The sequence below is a fragment of the Companilactobacillus formosensis genome (assembly GCF_005405305.1).
Classification (GTDB): domain Bacteria; phylum Bacillota; class Bacilli; order Lactobacillales; family Lactobacillaceae; genus Companilactobacillus; species Companilactobacillus formosensis.
In genome coordinates this window covers 297,338-317,633 of record NZ_BJDU01000001.1, presented here as the reverse complement: position 1 = coordinate 317,633, position 20,296 = coordinate 297,338, and the positions used below count along the sequence as shown (strand labels likewise).

At 37.7% G+C, this 20,296-nt stretch carries 35 protein-coding genes; 2 read left to right on the top strand and 33 right to left on the bottom strand.

Annotation, left to right across the window (positions count from 1 at the left end):
• Nucleotides 1–182: 182 nt before the first annotated feature.
• The 29 genes from rplQ to rpsJ all read right to left on the bottom strand — a co-directional run bounded on the left by rplQ (nt 183) and on the right by rpsJ (nt 13,872).
• Nucleotides 183–563: a 50S ribosomal protein L17 gene (rplQ, locus tag FFM65_RS01570; RefSeq protein WP_010018551.1), complete on the bottom strand. Its 381-nt coding sequence runs from the start codon at nt 561–563 to the stop codon at nt 183–185.
• A gap of 30 nt (nt 564–593) precedes the next feature.
• Nucleotides 594–1,532: a DNA-directed RNA polymerase subunit alpha gene (locus FFM65_RS01565; RefSeq protein ID WP_010018550.1), complete on the bottom strand. Its 939-nt coding sequence runs from the start codon at nt 1,530–1,532 to the stop codon at nt 594–596.
• A gap of 63 nt (nt 1,533–1,595) precedes the next feature.
• Nucleotides 1,596–1,982 (bottom strand): 30S ribosomal protein S11, encoded by a 387-nt coding sequence (gene rpsK, locus FFM65_RS01560; protein ID WP_057814566.1) that lies wholly within the window; start codon nt 1,980–1,982, stop codon nt 1,596–1,598.
• Between the two features lie 21 nt (nt 1,983–2,003).
• Entirely contained in the window at nt 2,004–2,369 is a 366-nt protein-coding gene (gene rpsM, locus FFM65_RS01555; RefSeq protein ID WP_119317320.1) for a 30S ribosomal protein S13, read from the bottom strand.
• 23 nt (nt 2,370–2,392) lie between these two features.
• On the bottom strand, nt 2,393–2,509 hold the full coding sequence (gene rpmJ / locus FFM65_RS01550) for a 50S ribosomal protein L36 (protein WP_010018546.1): 117 nt from the start codon (nt 2,507–2,509) through the stop codon (nt 2,393–2,395).
• Between the two features lie 32 nt (nt 2,510–2,541).
• Entirely contained in the window at nt 2,542–2,760 is a 219-nt protein-coding gene (gene infA, locus FFM65_RS01545; protein WP_010018544.1) for a translation initiation factor IF-1, read from the bottom strand.
• Nucleotides 2,761–2,855: 95 nt separating this feature from the next.
• Nucleotides 2,856–3,509 carry an adenylate kinase gene (locus FFM65_RS01540; protein WP_057814562.1) on the bottom strand — a complete coding sequence of 218 codons (654 nt, stop codon included), beginning with the start codon at nt 3,507–3,509 and terminating at the stop codon, nt 2,856–2,858.
• A 14-nt stretch (nt 3,510–3,523) separates the two neighbouring features.
• Entirely contained in the window at nt 3,524–4,819 is a 1,296-nt protein-coding gene (gene secY / locus FFM65_RS01535; protein WP_119317319.1) for a preprotein translocase subunit SecY, read from the bottom strand.
• Complete coding sequence (rplO, locus tag FFM65_RS01530; RefSeq protein ID WP_010018539.1) at nt 4,819–5,259, bottom strand: 50S ribosomal protein L15; 441 nt, start codon at nt 5,257–5,259, stop codon at nt 4,819–4,821. The genes secY and rplO overlap by 1 nt, the downstream gene beginning before the upstream one ends.
• Before the next feature lie 30 nt (nt 5,260–5,289).
• A complete protein-coding gene (gene rpmD / locus FFM65_RS01525) occupies nt 5,290–5,475 on the bottom strand; it encodes a 50S ribosomal protein L30 (protein ID WP_010018537.1) in 186 nt (61 codons plus the stop codon).
• A 17-nt stretch (nt 5,476–5,492) separates the two neighbouring features.
• Nucleotides 5,493–5,993, bottom strand: coding sequence for a 30S ribosomal protein S5 (gene rpsE, locus FFM65_RS01520; RefSeq protein ID WP_119317318.1), 501 nt, complete (start codon nt 5,991–5,993; stop codon nt 5,493–5,495).
• Between the two features lie 18 nt (nt 5,994–6,011).
• Nucleotides 6,012–6,377, bottom strand: a complete 366-nt coding sequence (rplR, locus tag FFM65_RS01515; RefSeq protein ID WP_029606445.1) for a 50S ribosomal protein L18 — start codon at nt 6,375–6,377, stop codon at nt 6,012–6,014.
• 16 nt (nt 6,378–6,393) lie between these two features.
• A complete protein-coding gene (rplF, locus tag FFM65_RS01510) occupies nt 6,394–6,924 on the bottom strand; it encodes a 50S ribosomal protein L6 (RefSeq protein WP_119317317.1) in 531 nt (176 codons plus the stop codon).
• 30 nt (nt 6,925–6,954) lie between these two features.
• The gene (gene rpsH / locus FFM65_RS01505) at nt 6,955–7,353 is read right to left on the bottom strand and encodes a 30S ribosomal protein S8 (protein WP_010018531.1); all 399 of its coding nucleotides are present in this window, start codon (nt 7,351–7,353) and stop codon (nt 6,955–6,957) included.
• Nucleotides 7,354–7,383: 30 nt separating this feature from the next.
• Complete coding sequence (locus FFM65_RS01500; RefSeq protein ID WP_010018530.1) at nt 7,384–7,569, bottom strand: type Z 30S ribosomal protein S14; 186 nt, start codon at nt 7,567–7,569, stop codon at nt 7,384–7,386.
• Nucleotides 7,570–7,584: 15 nt separating this feature from the next.
• Nucleotides 7,585–8,127 carry a 50S ribosomal protein L5 gene (rplE, locus tag FFM65_RS01495; protein ID WP_119317316.1) on the bottom strand — a complete coding sequence of 181 codons (543 nt, stop codon included), beginning with the start codon at nt 8,125–8,127 and terminating at the stop codon, nt 7,585–7,587.
• 16 nt (nt 8,128–8,143) lie between these two features.
• Entirely contained in the window at nt 8,144–8,386 is a 243-nt protein-coding gene (rplX, locus tag FFM65_RS01490; RefSeq protein ID WP_010018527.1) for a 50S ribosomal protein L24, read from the bottom strand.
• Nucleotides 8,387–8,418: 32 nt separating this feature from the next.
• A complete protein-coding gene (rplN, locus tag FFM65_RS01485; protein WP_010018526.1) occupies nt 8,419–8,787 on the bottom strand; it encodes a 50S ribosomal protein L14 in 369 nt (122 codons plus the stop codon).
• Between the two features lie 29 nt (nt 8,788–8,816).
• On the bottom strand, nt 8,817–9,089 hold the full coding sequence (gene rpsQ / locus FFM65_RS01480) for a 30S ribosomal protein S17 (RefSeq protein ID WP_010018525.1): 273 nt from the start codon (nt 9,087–9,089) through the stop codon (nt 8,817–8,819).
• Nucleotides 9,090–9,111: 22 nt separating this feature from the next.
• Entirely contained in the window at nt 9,112–9,306 is a 195-nt protein-coding gene (gene rpmC / locus FFM65_RS01475; RefSeq protein ID WP_010018524.1) for a 50S ribosomal protein L29, read from the bottom strand.
• On the bottom strand, nt 9,296–9,727 hold the full coding sequence (rplP, locus tag FFM65_RS01470; protein ID WP_119317315.1) for a 50S ribosomal protein L16: 432 nt from the start codon (nt 9,725–9,727) through the stop codon (nt 9,296–9,298). The genes rpmC and rplP overlap by 11 nt, the downstream gene beginning before the upstream one ends.
• 3 nt (nt 9,728–9,730) lie before the next feature.
• On the bottom strand, nt 9,731–10,405 hold the full coding sequence (rpsC, locus tag FFM65_RS01465; protein ID WP_059073682.1) for a 30S ribosomal protein S3: 675 nt from the start codon (nt 10,403–10,405) through the stop codon (nt 9,731–9,733).
• 17 nt (nt 10,406–10,422) lie between these two features.
• On the bottom strand, nt 10,423–10,776 hold the full coding sequence (gene rplV, locus FFM65_RS01460) for a 50S ribosomal protein L22 (protein WP_010018520.1): 354 nt from the start codon (nt 10,774–10,776) through the stop codon (nt 10,423–10,425).
• A gap of 17 nt (nt 10,777–10,793) precedes the next feature.
• Nucleotides 10,794–11,075 carry a 30S ribosomal protein S19 gene (gene rpsS / locus FFM65_RS01455; RefSeq protein ID WP_010018519.1) on the bottom strand — a complete coding sequence of 94 codons (282 nt, stop codon included), beginning with the start codon at nt 11,073–11,075 and terminating at the stop codon, nt 10,794–10,796.
• Nucleotides 11,076–11,109: 34 nt separating this feature from the next.
• Nucleotides 11,110–11,943: a 50S ribosomal protein L2 gene (gene rplB / locus FFM65_RS01450; protein ID WP_010018517.1), complete on the bottom strand. Its 834-nt coding sequence runs from the start codon at nt 11,941–11,943 to the stop codon at nt 11,110–11,112.
• Nucleotides 11,944–11,959: 16 nt separating this feature from the next.
• Nucleotides 11,960–12,247, bottom strand: coding sequence for a 50S ribosomal protein L23 (gene rplW / locus FFM65_RS01445; protein WP_119317314.1), 288 nt, complete (start codon nt 12,245–12,247; stop codon nt 11,960–11,962).
• Nucleotides 12,247–12,870, bottom strand: coding sequence for a 50S ribosomal protein L4 (rplD, locus tag FFM65_RS01440; protein WP_010018515.1), 624 nt, complete (start codon nt 12,868–12,870; stop codon nt 12,247–12,249). The genes rplW and rplD overlap by 1 nt, the downstream gene beginning before the upstream one ends.
• Nucleotides 12,871–12,887: 17 nt before the next feature.
• Nucleotides 12,888–13,523, bottom strand: a complete 636-nt coding sequence (gene rplC, locus FFM65_RS01435; RefSeq protein ID WP_010018514.1) for a 50S ribosomal protein L3 — start codon at nt 13,521–13,523, stop codon at nt 12,888–12,890.
• Nucleotides 13,524–13,563: 40 nt separating this feature from the next.
• Nucleotides 13,564–13,872, bottom strand: a complete 309-nt coding sequence (gene rpsJ / locus FFM65_RS01430) for a 30S ribosomal protein S10 (RefSeq protein ID WP_010018513.1) — start codon at nt 13,870–13,872, stop codon at nt 13,564–13,566.
• 501 nt (nt 13,873–14,373) lie between these two features.
• Here rpsJ and FFM65_RS01425 point away from each other — a divergent pair.
• A complete protein-coding gene (locus FFM65_RS01425) occupies nt 14,374–15,363 on the top strand; it encodes a CPBP family intramembrane glutamic endopeptidase (protein ID WP_137610090.1) in 990 nt (329 codons plus the stop codon).
• 76 nt (nt 15,364–15,439) lie between these two features.
• On the opposite strand, the gene fusA is transcribed toward FFM65_RS01425, so the two are convergent.
• From fusA to rpsL, 3 genes are read right to left on the bottom strand one after another with little or no spacing between them, the layout of a single operon-like run.
• Nucleotides 15,440–17,536: an elongation factor G gene (fusA, locus tag FFM65_RS01420; protein WP_119317312.1), complete on the bottom strand. Its 2,097-nt coding sequence runs from the start codon at nt 17,534–17,536 to the stop codon at nt 15,440–15,442.
• Between the two features lie 46 nt (nt 17,537–17,582).
• Nucleotides 17,583–18,050: a 30S ribosomal protein S7 gene (gene rpsG / locus FFM65_RS01415; RefSeq protein ID WP_010018510.1), complete on the bottom strand. Its 468-nt coding sequence runs from the start codon at nt 18,048–18,050 to the stop codon at nt 17,583–17,585.
• Nucleotides 18,051–18,096: 46 nt separating this feature from the next.
• A complete protein-coding gene (gene rpsL, locus FFM65_RS01410) occupies nt 18,097–18,510 on the bottom strand; it encodes a 30S ribosomal protein S12 (RefSeq protein ID WP_010018509.1) in 414 nt (137 codons plus the stop codon).
• A 221-nt stretch (nt 18,511–18,731) separates the two neighbouring features.
• On the opposite strand from rpsL, the gene FFM65_RS12430 reads away from it, so the two are divergent.
• Entirely contained in the window at nt 18,732–19,406 is a 675-nt protein-coding gene (locus FFM65_RS12430; RefSeq protein WP_371851263.1) for a prepilin peptidase, read from the top strand.
• On the opposite strand, the gene FFM65_RS01400 is transcribed toward FFM65_RS12430, so the two are convergent.
• Nucleotides 19,392–20,210 (bottom strand): alpha/beta hydrolase, encoded by an 819-nt coding sequence (locus FFM65_RS01400; RefSeq protein ID WP_119317310.1) that lies wholly within the window; start codon nt 20,208–20,210, stop codon nt 19,392–19,394. The two genes, FFM65_RS12430 and FFM65_RS01400, sit on opposite strands and share 15 nt — an antisense overlap.
• Between the last annotated feature and the right edge of the window lie 86 nt (nt 20,211–20,296).

The window sequence follows — 20,296 nt, the reverse complement described above, 5'->3', positions numbered from 1 at the left end:
ATCTCCCTAACCGTGTGACATACATTTATAATACCAAAATTTATGTAAAAAAAAATCATTCGACAAATTAGTGTCCCCTTTTAAAGAGATCTCAGAGATAGACTTAGCCCGAAGGCCATCATCTTAACACTCACTAATTCATCAGAATGACTGATTTTTTAAATATTAATAAACAATTATTATTAAACTAATTCAATAACAACCATTGGTGCAGCATCTCCACGACGTGGAGTTGTCTTCAAGATACGTGTGTATCCACCATTACGTTCTTTGTAACGAGGTGCAATATCACTGAAAAGTTTTTGAAGAGCTGATTGTACAATAACTGCATCATCATCTTCTGTAATGTTAGCAACTTCGTTTCTAACATAAGCAGCAGCTTGACGACGAGCGTGCAAATCACCGCGTTTACCTAAGGTTATCATTTTTTCTGTTGTACGACTGATTTCTTTAGCACGTGTTTCAGTAGTAACAATGTGTTCATTAATGATTAAATCAGTAGTTAAATCGCGTAACATAGCTTTTCTTTGTGAACTGTTACGTCCTAATTTACGGTAGCCCATGTCTATACCTCCTGTTTGAATTTGATAGTATTAGTCTTCTTGCTTCAATGACAATCCAAGATCAGCAAGCTTTTCTTTAACCTCGACAAGTGACTTGCGTCCAAGATTACGGACACGCATCATATCTGCTTCGGATTTTTCAGTAAGCTCTTGCACAGTATTAATACCGGCACGCTTCAAACAATTATATGAACGAACTGACAAGTCAAGTTCTTCAATAGTCATTTCAAGTTTCTTCTCTTTTTGAGTTTCCTCTTTTTCAATCATCATGTCAGCACTCTTAGCTTCTTCAGTAAGATTTACAAAACTGTTTAGATGTTCTGTAAGGATCTTGGCTGACAAACTAATAGCTTCGCGTGGTCCAATTGAACCATTTGTCCAGATATCGATTGTTAATTTGTCGAAGTCGTTTCTCTTACCCACACGAGTGTTTTCAACTTGATAGTTAACTTTTTCTACAGGTGTAAAAATAGAGTCAACTGGAAGAACACCAATAGGTGTTTCGTCCGTCTTATTTTGTTCTGCAGGAGTATATCCACGACCATTTTTAATTGTCATTTGCATGTGGAAGTGTCCACCCTCAGCAACAGTACAAATAAATTGTTCTGGATCGAGGATTTCCAAGTCATCGTCAGCCTTGATATCTTTAGCTGTAACAGTAGCTGGGCCAACAATGTCAACTTCAGCTTTTAAGCTGTCTTCAGCATAAGACTTAAGCTTTAACTTCTTCACGTTAAGCACGATTTGTGTAACGTCTTCAATTACGCCATCAATAGCTGAGAATTCATGCAATACACCATCTATTTGAATATCAGATACCGCTGTACCTGGAAGTGATGCTAACAATACTCTACGTAATGAATTACCTAAAGTTGTACCATAACCTCTTTCAAGCGGTTCTATAATATATTTACCATAACTACTGCTTTCTTCAACAGAAGTAATAGCTGGCTTTTCAAATTCGATCATTCGGTTAGTTCCCCTTTCAAAACGAAATGTGTGTAGCGTAGTTCATATGGGTATACAACCATTCTATACACGACGACGCTTTGGAGGACGAGAACCATTGTGAGGAACTGGTGTAACATCACGAATAGCAGTAATTTCCAAACCAGTAGCTTGTAGTGAACGGATTGCAGCTTCACGACCAGAGCCTGGTCCCTTAACAGCTACTTCAACTGTTTTCATACCATGTTCCATTGATTCCTTAGCAGCAGCTTCTCCAGCCATTTGTGCAGCAAATGGTGTTGATTTACGACTACCCTTGAATCCTAATGCACCAGCTGATGACCATGAAACGGCATTACCGTTAACATCAGTGATCATAACAAGTGTGTTATTGAATGTTGAGTGGATGTGTGCCACGCCAGATTCAATATGCTTTTTAGTACGGCGTTTACGACCTTTATTTTGTGCCATGATTAACCTCCTATCTTATTATTACTTCTTCTTACCTGCAATGGTAGTCTTCTTACCCTTACGAGTTCTTGCGTTATTCTTTGTGTTTTGTCCTCTTACTGGCAAACCACGACGATGTCTCATACCACGATATGAGCCAATTTCTTGTAGTCTCTTGATATTCATGCTTACTTCACGACGTAAGTCACCTTCAACACGTACCTTATCAACTTCTGCACGAATCTTATCTTCTTGATCAGGAGTTAAGTCTCTAGTACGGATGTCTTCTGATACGCCGGCATCTTTAAGCAATTTTTGAGCTGTTGTATTACCGATACCAAAAATGTATGTTAGGGCAATAACGATTCTCTTATCACGAGGTAAATCTACACCTGCTATACGAGCCATTAATCAATGCACCTCCTATTAAATTATCCTTGTCTTTGTTTGTGCTTTGGATCTGCAGAGCAAATTACCATGACGCGACCGCGTCTCTTGATTACTTTACAGTGTTCGCACATAGGTTTAACGGATGGTCTTACTTTCATATTGTGGAACCTCCATTCCATTAAAAAACTTATTATCTATATCTATATGTAATTCTTCCCTTGGTTAAATCATAAGGGGATAATTCCACGGTAACCTTGTCACCGGGTAAAATTCTAATATAGTGCATACGGATTTTACCTGACACATGGGCTAGAACTGTAGCTCCATTTTCAAGCTTTACCTTAAACATTGCATTAGGCAATGTTTCTGAAATTGTACCTTCTACTTCAATGACATCTTCTTTTGCCAAAGATATTAACCTCCATACGGGATGAAATTATTCTGCATATACTGGCGAATTATACAATAATTTTCCGTACATGTAAACATTCAAAGCAAAAAGTCTTACAAGTTTTGTAAAACTTTCTTAACTTCGTTATAAACTTCATCTATTTCTTGTTCACCATTGATCTTGTACAACAAGTTTAGCTTGTCATAAAAATCAATTAATGGTGTATTCATTTCAATATTAACTTTCAATCTATTCTTAACTGTTTCTGGTTTGTCATCCTCACGTTGATAGAAATCATGTCCGCCACAAACGTCACATGTTCCTTCAACCTTAGTAGGATTGTATACTTTATGATAAGTTGCTCCACAATTAGAACAAATATATCTTCCAGATAAGCGATCAACTAATGTTTCAGGCTTTACATCAATATAGATGACAGCATCTATTGGTTTGTTTACATTCTTTGCAATTGTCTGTAAAGCGTTAGCCTGTTCAAGAGTTCTCGGAAATCCATCTAACATATATCCGTCTTTTTGAACATCTTCTTCAGATAAACGTTCTTGAACGATACCTTCGGTAACATCATCTGGAACAAGTTCACCTTTGTCGATGAACCCTTTAGCCTTTAAGCCAATTTCTGTCTTATTAGCCATGGCTGCTCTAAACATGTCACCAGTTGAAATATGAACAACTTTAAAATCTTCAACAATCTTTTCAGCTTGAGTACCTTTACCAGCACCAGGTAATCCCATCAATACAATATTCATTGTCACATCTCCAATTATCTAATAAATCCAACGTATTCACGCTTCATCAAAAGACCACGTAATTGACGATCCATTTCCAAAGCAACACCAACAATAATCAATAAACTCGTACCACCTAATCCGATGGATTGAGGTAAATTAAATAAGTTAGCAGCTAGTAATGGAAGTAATGAAACCAAACCTAGGAACGCAGCTCCGACAGTTGATAGTCTCATTAATACACCTGACATGAATTTAATTGTTTCATTACCAGGCCAAACACCAGGGATATAAGCCCCTTGTTTTTGTAGGTTTTCTGCAAGCTTCTCAGGATTTACTTGAACAAATGCATAGAAGAATGTAAATAATACAATCAACAATGTATAAATTATCGAACCTGTTGTAGTCTGCATACTGAATATTTCTGTTAATACTTGATACCATTGATCTCCACTGTGATTTGCTTGGAACGCCATCAAAATAGTTTGTGGTGTAACAATAAATGAACTAGCAAAGATAACAGGAATAACACCAGCAACGTTAACCTTCAATGGTAGGAAACTTTCACTACCACTACCTGCAGCACGTCTTGTATATTGAATTGGAATTCTTCTACTTGCTTGTTGAACATAAGTAACGAACTGTACAACAATCAAGATGATGATCACAAGACCAACTAAGAATCCAATGTTTTTAGCAAGATCTGCTGAGCTAGAATTAGTAATATAATCACGGTAAATTTGTTGAACTCCATTAGGGAATCTAGCAATAATACCAGCGAAGATAATTACTGAAACTCCATTACCTAAACCTTTATCGGTAATCTGCTCACCAATCCAAGTAAGAAGCATTGTACCACCAGTTAAGATGATCCCAATTGTAATGAAAGCTTTCATGTTAGGTGATTTAACTAACCCTAACCCACTTAATTGGTTAAAACCGGCAGTAATACCGATTGACTGAACAAAACCTAAAACAATCGTCAAATATCTCGTTACTTGATTTAACTTTCTACGACCTACCTCACCTTGTTTGCTCCACTCAACAAATTTTGGAATGATATCCATTTGTAAAAGTTGAACAACGATTTGAGCCGTGATGAATGGTGAAACACCCATTGAGAAAATAGAGTAGTTTGAAAGACCACCACCGGTTACAGTATCCAATAGTGGAACTAACCCTGTAGAACCAACTTTATCCATTGCCGCAGCATTAACGCCAGGCACTGTGATTTGTGATCCCAAACGATATATAACAAGTAACATCAAGGTAAAGAGAATCTTTTTACGGATTTCTTTAACCTTTAGAGCATCTCTGATAGTTCTAAGCATTAGATCACCTCTACAGTGCCACCAGCGGCTTCAATTGCTTTAGTAGCTGCGGCTGAACTCTTAGCAACTTTAACAGTTAATTTAGCACTAACCTCACCGTTAGCAAGCAACTTAACACCATTATATTGTTTTTTAATGATTCCGGCTGCCTTCAATGTTTCAGCATTTACTTCAGCACCATCATTAAACTTACTTAAATCACTTAGGTTTACAATAGCATATTCCTTACGGTTGATGTTATTGAATCCACGTTTTGGCATACGACGGAAGTATGGCATTTGTCCACCTTCAAAACCTACACGTGTCTTACCACCTGATCTAGCTAATTGACCTTTTTGACCACGACCAGCAGTTTTACCTGTACCACTTGAAGTACCACGACCTAGACGCTTTCTAGCATGTCTTGAGCCTGCACTTGGCTTAAGTTCGTTTAGTTCCATTATTGCACCTCCTAATCTTTTGTAAATTTATTAATCTTTAACTTCTTCAACGCTTACTAAGTGAGCGATTTTTCGTACAGCACCACGAATTGCAGGATCATCCGGCTTAACAACTGAACTTGAAACTCTTGCGAGTCCTAGTTCTTTAACAATTGTACGTTGAGCAGGAAGGCGGTGAGCTGCACTTCTAATTAGAGTAATTTTAAGTTTAGCCATCATTACGCACCTTTCTTCTAGTTAAGCAATTCTTGGGCTGAGATACCGCGCATTTCAGATACGCTTTCGGCAGTCTTAAGTTGTTTTAGTCCATCGATTGTTGCACGAATTACGTTGATAGGTGTATTTCTACCTAGTGACTTACTTGTAACATCACCAACACCTGATAATTCGATAACGGCACGAACAGCACCACCAGCAGCAATACCAGAACCTTCTTCAGCAGGTTTCAACAAGATTTTACCAGCACCGAAGTTACCGATAACTTCATGAGGAATTGTTGAACCAACCATAGGAACACTGATTAGGTTCTTCTTAGCATCTTCAACAGCTTTACGAATAGCTTCTGGAACTTCTTGAGCTTTACCAGTACCGAAACCTACGTGACCATTCTTGTCACCAACGATTACGATAGCAGCAAAACGTAGACGGCGTCCACCTTTAACAACCTTAGTAACACGGTTGATTGAGACAACGCGATCTTCTAATTCTAATTGAGATGGATCGATATATGTCATAAATTTGGTTTCCTCCTTCTAGAATTTTAGCCCATTTTCACGAGCTGCTTCAGCAAGACTTTGTACACGACCATGGTATAGGTAACCGCCACGATCAAATACTACGTCACTGATTTTTGCTTCTTGTGCTCTTTGTGCAATTAATGCACCAACAGCTTGAGCTTGTTCAACTTTTGAACCGTCTTTAACTTCTTTATCAAGAGTTGAGGCACTTGCTAGCGTTACACCCTTTACGTCATCAATTAATTGAGCGTAAATGTTTTTATTCGAACGGAATACGTTTAAGCGTGGGCGCTCAGCAGTACCAGAGATTTTGGCACGGATGCGTCTTTGACGTCTTTGACGTGCTTTGTTTTTGTCTGGTTTTGTTATCACAATTTTCACCTCATGGATTTATTTACTATTTACCAGTTTTACCTTCTTTACGACGTACATATTCGCCAACATAACGAATACCTTTACCTTTATAAGGTTCTGGAGAACGTACATCGCGGATTTCAGCAGCAAATTGACCGACCTTTTGCTTACTAATACCTGAAACGTTAATTTCTGTATTTGAAGGTGATTCAACTTTGATACCTTCTGGTGTGTCCATAACAACAGGATGTGAATAACCTACAGTAAGTGTTAGTTGATTGTTCTTAACTTGTGCACGGTAACCAACACCTCTTAGTTCAAGCTTCTTTTCATAACCTTCTGTAACACCAATAATCATGTTGTTTAAGTTAGAACGCATTGTTCCATGAAGAGCTTTATCATTTTCGCTTTCACGTGTGAACTTAGCTTCTTTTTCATCAAGAGTTAACTTGATTTTTGGATCAAAATGTCTTGTTAATTCACCCTTAGGGCCTTTAACAGTAATGTTTTCATCTTTTTGAGTAATTGTAACACCTGCTGGTATTTCAATTACTTTTAAACCGATACGACTCAAATTAGTGCACCTCCTTACTTTTTAAGTATATTACCAAATATAAGCGATTACTTCTCCACCAACGTGTTGAGCGCGGGCTTCTTTGTCAGTAATAACACCTTTTGAAGTTGAAAGAATAGCGATACCTAATCCGTTAAGAACCTTTGGCACGTTATCTGAATCAACATAACTACGTAGACCTGGTCTTGAGATACGTTTCAAGCCTGAGATAACGCGTTGTTGATCTTTACCATATTTCAAGAAAATACGAAGTACGTTTTGTTTGTTGTCTTCAACAACTTCGTAATCCTTGATAAATCCTTCATTCTTAAGAATCTCTGTCATACTCTTCTTGATGTTTGAAGCAGGAATTTCTAGAGATTCATGTTTAACCATGTTTGCATTACGAATACGTGTTAAGTAATCTGCAATAGGATCTGTCATGACCATTTGATTTGCCTCCTTTTTAAATTAAAAATTTTACCAGCTAGCTTTTTTCATACCAGGGATTTGACCTTCATGAGCCAATTGACGAAGGCAAAGTCGGCAAAGCTTGAACTTACGATATACAGAATGTGGACGTCCACAGCGTTCGCAACGTGTATAAGCTTGTGATGAGAACTTTGCGGGTCTATGATTACGTACGATTTGTGATTTCTTAGCCAATGAATTTACCTCCTATTATTTTTTGAATGGCATACCGATTTGAGTTAATAGTTCACGTGATTCTTCATCTGTGTTAGCTGTTGTAACAATAACGATGTCCAATCCACGAATCTTGTTAACCTTATCGTAGTCAATTTCTGGGAAAACCAATTGTTCTTTGATACCTAGTGTATAGTTACCACGACCATCGAATGAACGTGTTGATACACCACGGAAGTCACGAACACGTGGTAAAGCAATATTGATTAATTTGTCAAGGAAGTCATACATGCGGTCGCCACGTAGAGTAACTTTAGCACCGATTGACATACCTTCACGAAGTCTGAAACCAGCGATTGATTTCTTAGCTTTTGTGATCAAAGGTTTTTGACCAGCAATCAAGCTTAGTTCTTCAACAGCTTCGTCAAGATTCTTTGAGTTAGCAATAGCATCACCAACACCCATGTTCAAAACAATCTTTTCGATCTTAGGTGTTTCCATGATTGATGAATAGTTGAACTTCTTCATCATTGATGGTGTGATTTCACTAACATATTGTTCTTTTAATGCGTTAGCCATTTAGTTTTCTCCTTTCTTATTTATCTTCTTTATCAGTTGTCTTATTTACAACTTTAACGTTAGTTGCGCTAATAGGTCTTTCAACGTCAACAATTCCACCTTGTGGTTGTGCGTTAGTTGGCTTAGAGTGTTTCTTTACAACGTTTACGCCTTCGACGATAACTTTGTTTACAGCAGGCATAGCTTTTTTAACTACTCCTGTTTTACCCTTAGCGTCACCAGCGATAACTTTGACATTGTCTCCAGTTTTTACAAACACTATTCAGCACCTCCTGAATTTAATTGTTCTTTTTATAGCACTTCTGGTGCTAGAGATACGATCTTCATAAAATCGTTATCACGTAGTTCACGAGCAACTGGTCCAAAGATACGAGTTCCTCTAGGTGTTTTATCAGCATTAATAATAACTGCAGCATTTTCGTCAAATCTGATGTAAGAACCATCAGCACGGTGAGCACCTGAAACAGTTCTTACGATAACTGCCTTAACTACATCACCTTTTTTAACAACGCCACCTGGTGTTGCTTGTTTGACAGTAGCAACGATAATATCACCGATGTTAGCAATCTTACGGTTTGAACCACCAAGTACTTTAATAGTTAGAATTTCACGAGCTCCAGAATTATCTGCAACTTTTAGACGACTTTCTTGTTGAATCACGTTTTGGCCCTCCTCTCATCCGTTATAGTCTAGATCTTAACTGCTTTTTCAACGATGTCTAATAAACGGAAGCGCTTTGTCTTTGACAAAGGTCGAGTTTCCATGATACGTACAATATCGTTAACTTTAGCTTCGTTGTTATCGTCTTGAACGTAGTATTTTTTAGAATATCTTACACGCTTACCATAAACTGGATGTTGTTTTCTTGTTTCAACAACAACGACGATTGTCTTATCCATTTTATCTGAAACGACACGTCCTTGATATACTTTACGATGGTTACGAGTTTGTGTTTCGCTCAACTTGATATCCCCTTCCTGTTTATTATTTTTCGTTATTCTTTTGGTTTTGAGCTGTTCTTAGTCTTGCAATGTTCTTTCTTACAGCCTTTAGACGAGCTGTGTTTTCCAATTGACCTGTGGCTTGTTGGAAACGCAAGTTGAATAGTTCTTCTTTATATTCTTTAACTTTGTCTTGCAATTGAGCAGCAGTTAGCTCTTTGATTTCACTAGCCTTCATCAGCGCCACCTACTTCCTCACGTTTTACAAACTTAGTTCTAACGGGTAGTTTGTGTGATGCAAGTCTTAAAGCTTCACGAGCAACTTCTTCAGAAACGCCACCGATTTCAAATAAAACCTTTTCGCGTTTAACTGGAGCTACCCATCCGGCTGGAGCACCTTTACCATTACCCATACGAACACCTACACCCTTAGCAGTGTATGATTTATGAGGGAAGATTTTAATCCAAACCTTACCACCACGCTTCATGTAACGAGTCATAGCAACACGGGCTGCTTCAATTTGTCTATTTGAGATCCAGCTTGAGTCAAGTGACTTCAAACCATAATCACCAAATGTAACAGTTTTTCCACCTTTAGCTTCTCCGCGCATCTTACCACGGAATTCACGACGGTGTTTTACACGTTTTGGTACTAGCATAGATTATTCTCCTTTCCCTTCATTTTTTTGATCGTTATGTTGTGGCTTAGCTGGAAGAATTTCACCACGATAGATCCAAGTCTTAACACCTAGATTACCGTATTGAGTCTTAGCTTCAACCCAAGCATAATCGATATCTGCACGCAATGTGTGCAAAGGAACTGTTCCTTCTGTATGCCATTCACGACGAGCCATATCAGCACCGTTTAAACGACCAGAAATTTGTACCTTGATACCTTTAGCACCGGCACGTCTTGAACGTTGAACTGCTTGACGTTGTGCACGTCTGAAAGCAATACGAGCTTCAAGTTGACGAGCGATACTTTCACCAACTAGTTTTGCATCTAAATCAGGTTTCTTGATTTCGATAATGTTGATGTGAATATTTCTCTTAGTTAAATTGTTTAGTTCATTACGTAATTTTTCAACTTCTGAACCACCCTTACCGATAACCATACCTGGTTTAGCAGTATGAATTGAAACTGTAACGTTCTTAGCAGTACGTTCGATTTCGATTCTTGAAACGGAAGCATTTGAAAGTTTGTCTTCAATATACTTACGAATTCTTAGGTCTTCATGTAAAAATGTTGAAAAGTCTTTATTGTTTGCATACCATTTGGCATCCCAGTCACGGATAACACCGACACGGAATCCGACTGGATTAATCTTTTGACCCACTCAAGTTACCTCCAATACTATTCTTTTTCACTTACTACAACTGTAATGTGACTTGTTCTCTTGTTAATTGGTGATGCTGAACCCTTAGCTCTAGGACGGAAACGTTTTAGAGTTGGTCCTTCGTCTACGAATGCTTCGCTAACGAATAGGTTTTGTGCATCTAAATCAAAGTTATGTTCTGCGTTTGCAATTGCTGACTTAAGAGCTTTAGCAATAATTGGAGAGCCTGCTCTAGGTGTGAATTGCAAAATTGCAAGTGCCTCAGCAGCATTCTTGCCTCTGATTAGATCAATAACAAGGCGAGCCTTACGAGGTGCGATACGCACGTTAGTAACTCTAGCTGTTGCAGATGTAATTTCTTGTTCTGCCATCATTTAAGTCTCCCTTCTTATTTCTTAACTGTCTTCTTGTCATCAGTTGCATGACCATGGAAAGTACGTGTAGGTACGAATTCACCTAATTTGTGACCAACCATATCTTCTTGGATATAAACTGGAACGTGCTTACGACCATCATGAACTGCGATTGTGTATCCTACGAAACTAGGAAAAATTGTTGAACGTCTTGACCATGTTTTGATAACTGATTTCTTATCAGAGTCTTGTTGAGCATCGATCTTCTTTAGAAGGTGTGCATCAGCAAATGGTCCTTTTTTTAAACTACGACTCATCTTATGTCCTCCTTATATTATTCTAATGAATAGTTTACTTACCTTTTCTATGACGAACGATAAGCTTTTCAGATTTGGCATGTGATGAACGAGTCTTCTTACCCAAGGTCTTCTTACCCCATGGTGACATTGGTGATGGATGACCGATAGGAGCTTTACCTTCACCACCACCGTGTGGGTGATCGTTAGGGTTCATAACTGAACCACGAACTGTAGGTCTCATACCTAACCAACGCTTACGTCCAGCTTTACCAATCTTAATAAGTTCATGTTGTTCATTACCAATAGCACCAACAGTTGCACGGCAAGTTGAAAGGATCAAACGAACTTCACCAGAAGGCATACGTAGGATTGAATACTTACCATCTCTACCTAGCAATTGGATTGAAGTACCAGCTGAACGGCCTAGTTGACCACCCTTGCCTGGTTTCAATTCAACGTTGTGAACTGTTGTACCAACAGGAATATCAGCAAGTGTTAATGCGTTACCTGGTTTGATATCTGCATCTTTACCAGATTCAATAACTTGTCCTACTTCTAGACCCTTTGGAGCCAAGATGTATGATTTAACACCATCTGAATAATGAATAAGTGCAATATTAGCTGTACGGTTAGGATCGTATTCGATAGCCTTAACTGTAGCTTTAACACCGTCTTTATTACGTTTGAAATCAATAACACGGTATTTTTGTTTGTGTCCACCACCACGGTGACGTACTGTAATATGACCGTATGAGTTACGACCAGCTGTATGGCTTTGTGATTCTAGAAGTGTCTTTTCAGGAGTTGTCTTTGTGATCTCAGAAAAGTCAGAACCATTCATATTACGACGACCGTTTGTGGTTGGTTTATACTTGATAATCGCCATTATTTGACCTCCTTATTTATTCTTCGTCAAAAATCTTAATTTCATCTGAATCTGCTGTAAGAGTAACGATAGCCTTACGACGTTTTGCAGTAAAACCTTCGTAACGACCTTGGCGCTTCTTCTTACCAGAAACATTCATGATATTTACTTGCTTAACCTTAACACCGAAAATTTCTTCAACGGCTTGTCTAACAAGAACTTTGTTAGCATCTAGAGCAACATCGAAAGTATATTTCTTGTCGTTCATAGCATCCATTGAGCTTTCAGTAATAACAGGGCGAATAATTACGTCTCTAGCGTTCATTATCCAAGCACCTCCTCAATTTTAGAAAGTGCTGCTTTTGTAACAACTAACTTGTTTGCGTTAATAACGTCAAGAACGTTAACACCTTCTGGTGCAACAACCTTAACTTTATCAATGTTTCTTGCTGATAAAGCAACATTGTCGTTACCATCTTCAACAACTACAAGAGCCTTGTTGTCAGCACCTACTGTATTTAGTAATTGTGCAAAAGCTTTTGTACTTGGCTTGTCGTATGAAATTGAGTCAATAACGATTAAGTTACTGTCAGCAGCCTTTTGTGAAAGTACAGACTTCAATGCCAAACGGCTAACCTTCTTAGGAAGGTGATAGGCATATGATCTTGGTGTTGGGCCGAATACGACACCACCACCTACCCATTGAGGTGATCTAATTGAACCTTGACGAGCACGTCCTGTACCCTTTTGACGCCATGGCTTTCTTCCACCACCACGTACTTCGGAACGGTTCTTAACATCATGAGTACCTTGTCTCATTGATGCACGTTGCATGATTACTGCATCTGTAACAACACTATCGTTTGGTTCGATACCAAAGATTGCATCTTGTACTTCAACAGCACCGTTCTCAGCACCGTTATCTTTGTAAGCTGTGATTTTTGTCATAACTCATTTCCTCCTTCCTATTTTTGATTAGCTTTAATAGCTGTTTGGATTTTAACTAATGATTTGTTTGCACCGGGAACATTACCCTTAATCATGATTGCGTTACGTTCTGCATCAACTTTGATGATTTCAAGGTTTTGTGTAGTAACACGGTTGTTACCCATAACACCTGGAAGCATCTTTCCTTTGAATACACGGTTAATGATGGCACCCATTGAACCAGCAACACGGTGATATCTAGAACCGTGAGTTTCTGGACCACGAGCTTGACCAAAACGCTTGATGTTACCTTGCATTCCGTGTCCCTTTGTTGTACCTGTAACGTCGACAATATCACCTGAATTAAATGTATCAACTGTTACGTTGCCACCTAATTCATAATCTCCCATTTCAACATCGCGGAATTCGCGAATGTAATGCTTAGGAGTTGTGTTTGCCTTTTCTGCATGACCTTTGGCTGGTTTGTTTGATAGAACTTCACGTCTATCTTCAAAACCTAGTTGAACGGCTTCATAACCATCATTTTCAACTGTCTTAAGTTGCATAACAACGTTTGGTGTTGCTTCAACAACTGTTACGGGAACAAGTTCTCCGTTGTCAGTGAAAATTTGAGTCATTCCGACTTTTTTACCAAGAATACCTTTTCTGGCCATGTTTGCACCTCCAATAATTTATTTTTGATTAATTAATTGATTATAATTTGATTTCAATGTCAACACCAGATGGTAGATCCAACTTCATTAGTGAATCAACCGTCTTCTTTGTTGGGTTAACAACGTCGATAAGTCTCTTATGTGTACGCATTTCGAATTGTTCTCTAGAATCCTTGTGCTTATGTGGTGATGCTAGCACTGTATATAGTGAACGTTCTGTAGGCAATGGAATTGGGCCTGAAATTTGTGCACCAGTTCTCTTTGCTGTTTCCACAATTTTGTCAGCTGATTGATCTAGAATACGATGTTCATAAGCCTTCAAACGAATGCGAATTTTTTGACTTGCCATGGGGTTACCTCCTTTTTGTCTCTTTCAAGATGACCGGCTCCGTGAAAATATCCGCCAGCCCTGCCGTGGCAAAGCGGCCGGGTGTGTCGCAACCTCTCACTTCTAAGCCGTCGATATTATTTCAATATCACTTTTGTACATACTTCTATCTGAAATAAGCACTCTTATAATATTACACGATGAACTCCACATTTTCAAGGTAAAATCAAGTATTTTTTCAAATGAAAGACGCTTTCTAAAAAAATGTTTTTCAACTATACTCTAAAGAAGTAGTGGAGGTGTAAATTGAATAATAATCTCGAATTTAGTTATAATAACAGGTTTTCACGAAATAATAAAGACAAAAGTTATTTTATTTTGTTTAAAGTCCAAGTTATCCTTAATGCACTAATCTTTTTCTGGTATAGTGCTGTGACTAAGAATCTTTATTTATTCGTTCCTATATTTTTGAATCTCTTAGCTTTGTATTTAAAACCAAGCCCACAAAAAATAATTGATCGAATGAATTATATCTTTCAACTCTTCTTTCAGGCAGTGACGATTGCTGAAGCATATCACTATTTAATTAACGTCTCCATGCGACTATATAATTGGAACTTACCTTCTTCACTTGCTTTGTTGCTTGTGTCAATGTTAGTAATTTACATTCCTTACGTCAGAGTATTTTTTGGAGCAATTGAAAATAAACTACTACAACTACTGATCAGTATTTACTGTTTTGCAGTTATTTCTATGAGTACTTTGAGTTTGATTACTTATGGAACAATTCTTTATTTTAATCCTTTCGTTTCTTTAATTACTAATTCAAGTTTTCTTGGTGGAATTACTTTTATGATTTTAATCATAGTTTTAATGACTCGCTGGGGTTATGGTTTCCCCAAAATACGTTTATCAAACGATGTTAATTGGATTGTTCTCAGTTTAGTTTTAATTTTTAGTCTTTGGTTTGTACTTTGGAACGCATTTGGTAGTGGCAATATTTTAACTTCATTTTTTCATTTTAATTTTTCTGGAATCAATTTGAAACCACAATACATTCTCAGTGGACTTGAAGCTGGTATTGCCGAAGAATTACTTTTCCGATATGCATTCTTGACTATTTTATTAGTAGCTTTCAAAAATAATTCTTACCACGTCTTTTGGGCAGCTATTATCAGTAGTTTATGTTTTGGTTTATTGCATTTAGGCAACCTATCCGCCGGACAAAATCTAGCTAGTACCATCGAGCAAGTAGTTTTTGCTTTTGGTATGGGGTTGTTGATGTGTGGTATTTACCTATATACCGATCTATTTTACTTACCAGTAATCATTCATTTCTTATTAGACACACTAGTCTTTAGTGTATCTGGAGAATTGATGTCTGGAAAAGTTACCACAGCTGATAATATATTAACGCTCATCGAAACTTTGGTTTTCATTGTCATTGCCTTGTTGCTATTAAAATCAGTTTATAATAGAAGAAACAAGTCATTTAATAGATACTTCTCTTAATTGAGAAGTATTTTTTTGTACAAAAAAAAACGTAACGACAATTGTCATTACGTTTTTTAATTTACTAAATTAGTAATTATTCTTCAGGGTTTCCACCATTTTTCTTAATGATTTCAGCTTGAATTGACTTAGGAACCTTTTCGTAGTGGTCCATTGTCATTGTAAATGTACCACGACCTTGTGTTGCTGAACGAAGTGTTGTAGCGTAACCAAACATTTCTGCAAGTGGAACGAAAGCATTGATAAGTTGCGCATTACCACGTGCTTCCATACCTTCAACACGTCCACGACGAGCAGTAACTTGTCCCATAACATCACCTAAGTAATCTTCTGGTGTAACAATTTCAACCTTCATAATAGGTTCAAGAATTACAGCACCAGCTGACTTAGCAGCGTTACGTAGAGCCATTGAAGCAGCAATCTTGAAGGCAGCTTCAGATGAATCGACTTCGTGGTATGAACCATCATACAACTTAGCCTTAACATCGATCAATGGGTATCCAGCAAGAACACCGTTTTCCATTGATTCTTTCAATCCTTGTTCTACTGAAGGGATGTATTCACGAGGAACAACACCACCGACGATAGCATCTTCGAATTCAAAGCCTTTACCTTCTTCGTTAGGTGTAAATTCAACCCAAACGTCACCATATTGACCTTTACCACCAGATTGACGAACGAACTTACCTTGAGCACTTGTTTGTTGTGTAAATGTTTCACGGTAAGCAACTTGAGGTTCACCAACCTTACATGCAACGTTAAATTCACGTTTCATACGGTCAACCATGATATCCAAGTGCAATTCACCCATTCCGGCGATCAATGTTTCACCAGTTTCAGGATTTGTTTCAGCTTGGAAAGTTGGATCTTCTTCAGATAGTTTTTGGATAGCAACATCCATCTTATCTCTATCTTCCTTTGAGTTAGGTTCGATAGAAACTTGGATAACTGGATCTGGAATATCCAATGATTCAAGGATCAATGGGTGGTCAGTATCTGTTAGAGAATCACCAGTTGTAGTGTTCTTCAAACCGATAACAGCAGCGATATCACCAGAGAATACTTCAGGGATTTCCTTACGGTGGTTAGAGTGCATTTGTAGCAAACGACCAACACGTTCACGCTTGTTCTTTGTAGAGTTAAGAACGTATGAACCTGATTCTAGTGAACCTCTATATACACGAATGTATGTTAGACGTCCAACGAATGGGTCAGTAGCAATCTTAAATGCCAAACCAGCAAATGGTTTTGCATCGTCAGCCATAAGTTCAACTTCTGAGTCATCCTTAGGATCTGTAGCTTTATAAGGACGTACATCAAGTGGTGATGGTAAGTAGTCAACAACGGCATCCATCAACATTTGAACACCCTTATTCTTGAAGGCAGAACCTGCAAGAACTGGGAAGAACTTCAAGTTGATTGTTGCTTTACGAATAGCAGTACGGATTTCGTCGTTACTGATTTCTTCACCTTCAAGGTACTTGTCCATGATATCATCATCAACATCAGCAACAGATTCGATCAATTCTGAACGTTTCTTTTCAGCTTCAGCACGATATTCTTCTGGAACATCAACTGTATCCCATTTTGTACCTAATTCATCTTCGTCGTATAGATCGGCTTTCATTTCGATCAAGTCGATAACACCTTCGAATTTGTCTTCGGCACCGATAGGCATTTGAATAGCATGTGCGTTAGCATCTAGTCTTTCATGCAATGTTTCTACAGAGTAGTCAAAGTTAGCACCGATTTTATCCATCTTGTTAACAAAGACGATTCTAGGAACACCATATGTTGAGGCTTGACGCCAAACATTTTCTGTTTGTGGTTCAACACCTGATTGAGCATCAAGAACTGTAATAGCACCATCTAGAACACGGAGTGAACGTTCAACTTCGATTGTGAAGTCAACGTGTCCTGGAGTATCAATGATATTGATACGGTTGTTCTTCCATTCAGCAGTTGTAGCAGCTGATGTGATAGTAATACCACGTTCTTGTTCTTGAGCCATCCAGTCCATTTGTGAAGCACCATCATGTGTTTCACCAATTTTGTGGATTTTACCAGTATAGTACAAGATACGTTCTGTAGTTGTAGTTTTACCGGCATCGATGTGGGCCATGATACCAATATTACGGGTATCTTCTAGTGGAAATTCACGTTTATTAGCCATGAAAAATTGTTTCTCCTCTCAAATTAACTAGTTTTAAAACTAGATCCTACCAGCGATAGTGAGCGAATGCACGGTTAGCATCGGCCATCTTATGTGTATCTTCACGTTTCTTAACAGCAGCACCAGTATTGTTAGCTGCATCCATAATTTCGTTAGCTAGACGTTCGTCCATTGTGTGTTCACCACGTAGACGAGCATAGCTTGTAATCCAACGAAGTCCAAGAGTTGTACGACGATCTGGACGAACTTCGATAGGAATTTGATAGTTAGAACCACCGATACGGCGAGCCTTAACTTCAAGAACAGGCATAACATTGTTCATTGCTTCTTCAAACACGTCCAATGGTTCGTTACCTGTCTTATCCTTAATAATATCGAATGCACGATATAAAATTGTTGAAGCAGTACCTCTTTTACCATCATACATCAAATGGTTGATCAAACGAGTTACTAGCTTTGAGTTGTACATTGGGTCTGGCAAAACATCACGTTTTGGAGCTCTACCTTTACGCATATTAAATTCCTCCGTTATTACATTATTTCTTTATAATAATTAATTGTTATTTCTTAGGCTTCTTAGCACCATATTTTGAACGACTTTGCATACGTCCATCAACACCGGCAGTATCTAAGGCACCACGAACAACGTGATAACGAACACCAGGTAGATCCTTTACACGTCCGCCACGTACTAGAACAACACTGTGCTCTTGTAGGTTGTGGCCAATTCCTGGGATATATGCTGTTACTTCAATAAGGTTTGATAATCTAACACGGGCATACTTACGTAGGGCAGAGTTAGGTTTCTTAGGTGTCATTGTTCCGACACGAGTTGCAACACCACGTTTTTGTGGAGCTGGGTTCTTTGTGGCAACTTTCTTCATACTATTGTAGCCGTAGTTCAATGCAGGTGCATCAGACTTTGAAGTTTGTGACTTACGGCCTTTGCGAACTAATTGATTAATTGTAGGCATTCAAAGTTCCTCCTAATTATTTAAGTACACACATCCAGGTGGTTCATATTTGAGTAAAATAATAAACCACGTGAGTGGCGTACGTTATGAGCTTTATATTTAATAAACAAACTAATATTGCTGCCAATAAAAGCACGTCTATTAGAATACCATCTTAAAAATGCCATGTCAATGCAACCTTTCTAAAAAGTTATCCACATTTCAACGTAATCTTTAATGAGGTGGTTAAATTGATATACTTTTTATACTTATTATTTTTCATACTAGGAGCTTGCATTATCTCCTTTCTAAAAGTTATTGCACATGATTACCCACAGATCAGTCTTTCTCGGCGTTCTCACTGTGACTACTGTGGTAGGATTCTACGATGGTTCGAAATTATACCTATAATAGGTTATTTCATAGTTCATGGTAAATGCATTTCTTGCAAAAATCAACTTGATTTTAGTAATCCAATCCTTGAATTTACTGGTGGTTTACTGTTGTGTTTTTTCTTATATATTGGTGACTTTTCTTATCTGCCATTTTTCTTAATGTTGATTATTTTGGGATTCAGTGACTTTTTCTTCGGTTACGTCTACCCTATTTTTTATTTGTTGACTATCCCAAGCTTTTTTCTACGTTTTAACCAAATACATTGGTTAGAAGCTCTAGTCATTTATCTAACTTTAATTTTATTGCATAAAAAATATCCTCTAGGATTAGGGGATATCGAAGTTTTAACTATCATTGGATTACTCTTTGACTTAAATTCGTTTTTATACATACTGTTGCTAGCTTGTTTCTTTTGCTTAGTTCATTATTTTTGGCGCAAAAAAAGAGCTTTTAAATTCATCCCCTACCTAACTTGGTCAACAGGAATAATCTATCCGCTCTTTTATTTAATGCTTAGGTAAAATCTTTTGTAGCTTAAGCCAATTGACACAAAGTTCCCACCATTTAGCATCATAATCATTAAGATTCTTTTCTACCCCAGGATTTTGCGTTACATAAGTGGCCAATGACAATCCATGACTACCTGAACCAAACAAATGCATTTCATATGGAATTTTTAACATATCCATTTTTTGTGCATAAATAATTGAATTCATTACTGGAACTACTTCATCAGTGACAGTTTGCCAAATAAAAGTTGGTTTACCATGCTTCGTTAAGTGTTCTTGAGCTTGCCAATAATAAATGTCTGGAGAAATCTTCATTGCCCAACTATCTTCCTTAGGCCAGCCTAGTGTCATATCTACGACCGGATAACCCATAACGTTAACTGCAGGTTCTACCTCTAATTCTTCACTGAAAATCTTCTCTCTTTGTTCTGGATCCAACATGATGGAATTAAAGTCAGCCACAATTTGACTACCTGCTGAAAATCCTATCAAAATAACTTTCTTCAAATCAATATGGTGTTCAGCTTGTGTCTTCAACCAATTCAACGTTGTCGCCATTTCTTGTAATGACAAAGGATAAACGCTGTGATCATCATCTACTAATTGGTAACGCAACACTACAGCATGAATACCAATTGAATTAAATTTCAAAGCAATTGGTTGAGCTTCACGATCAGAATGGAACTTAAAGCCACCACCAGGACAAATAATGACCACTGGCCGATCAACTTGTTCTTCATAATCTACTAGTGGATCAATCCAATAAGTATCAACAGTAAATTTGGTGTCTTTATAAGATAATTCTTGTTTTTGCAAAATATTAACCCCCAAATTATTTTCAGTAATTTATACCTACTATTATAGTGGATAATAATGAAATAAATACAAGTCATTTAACCAAC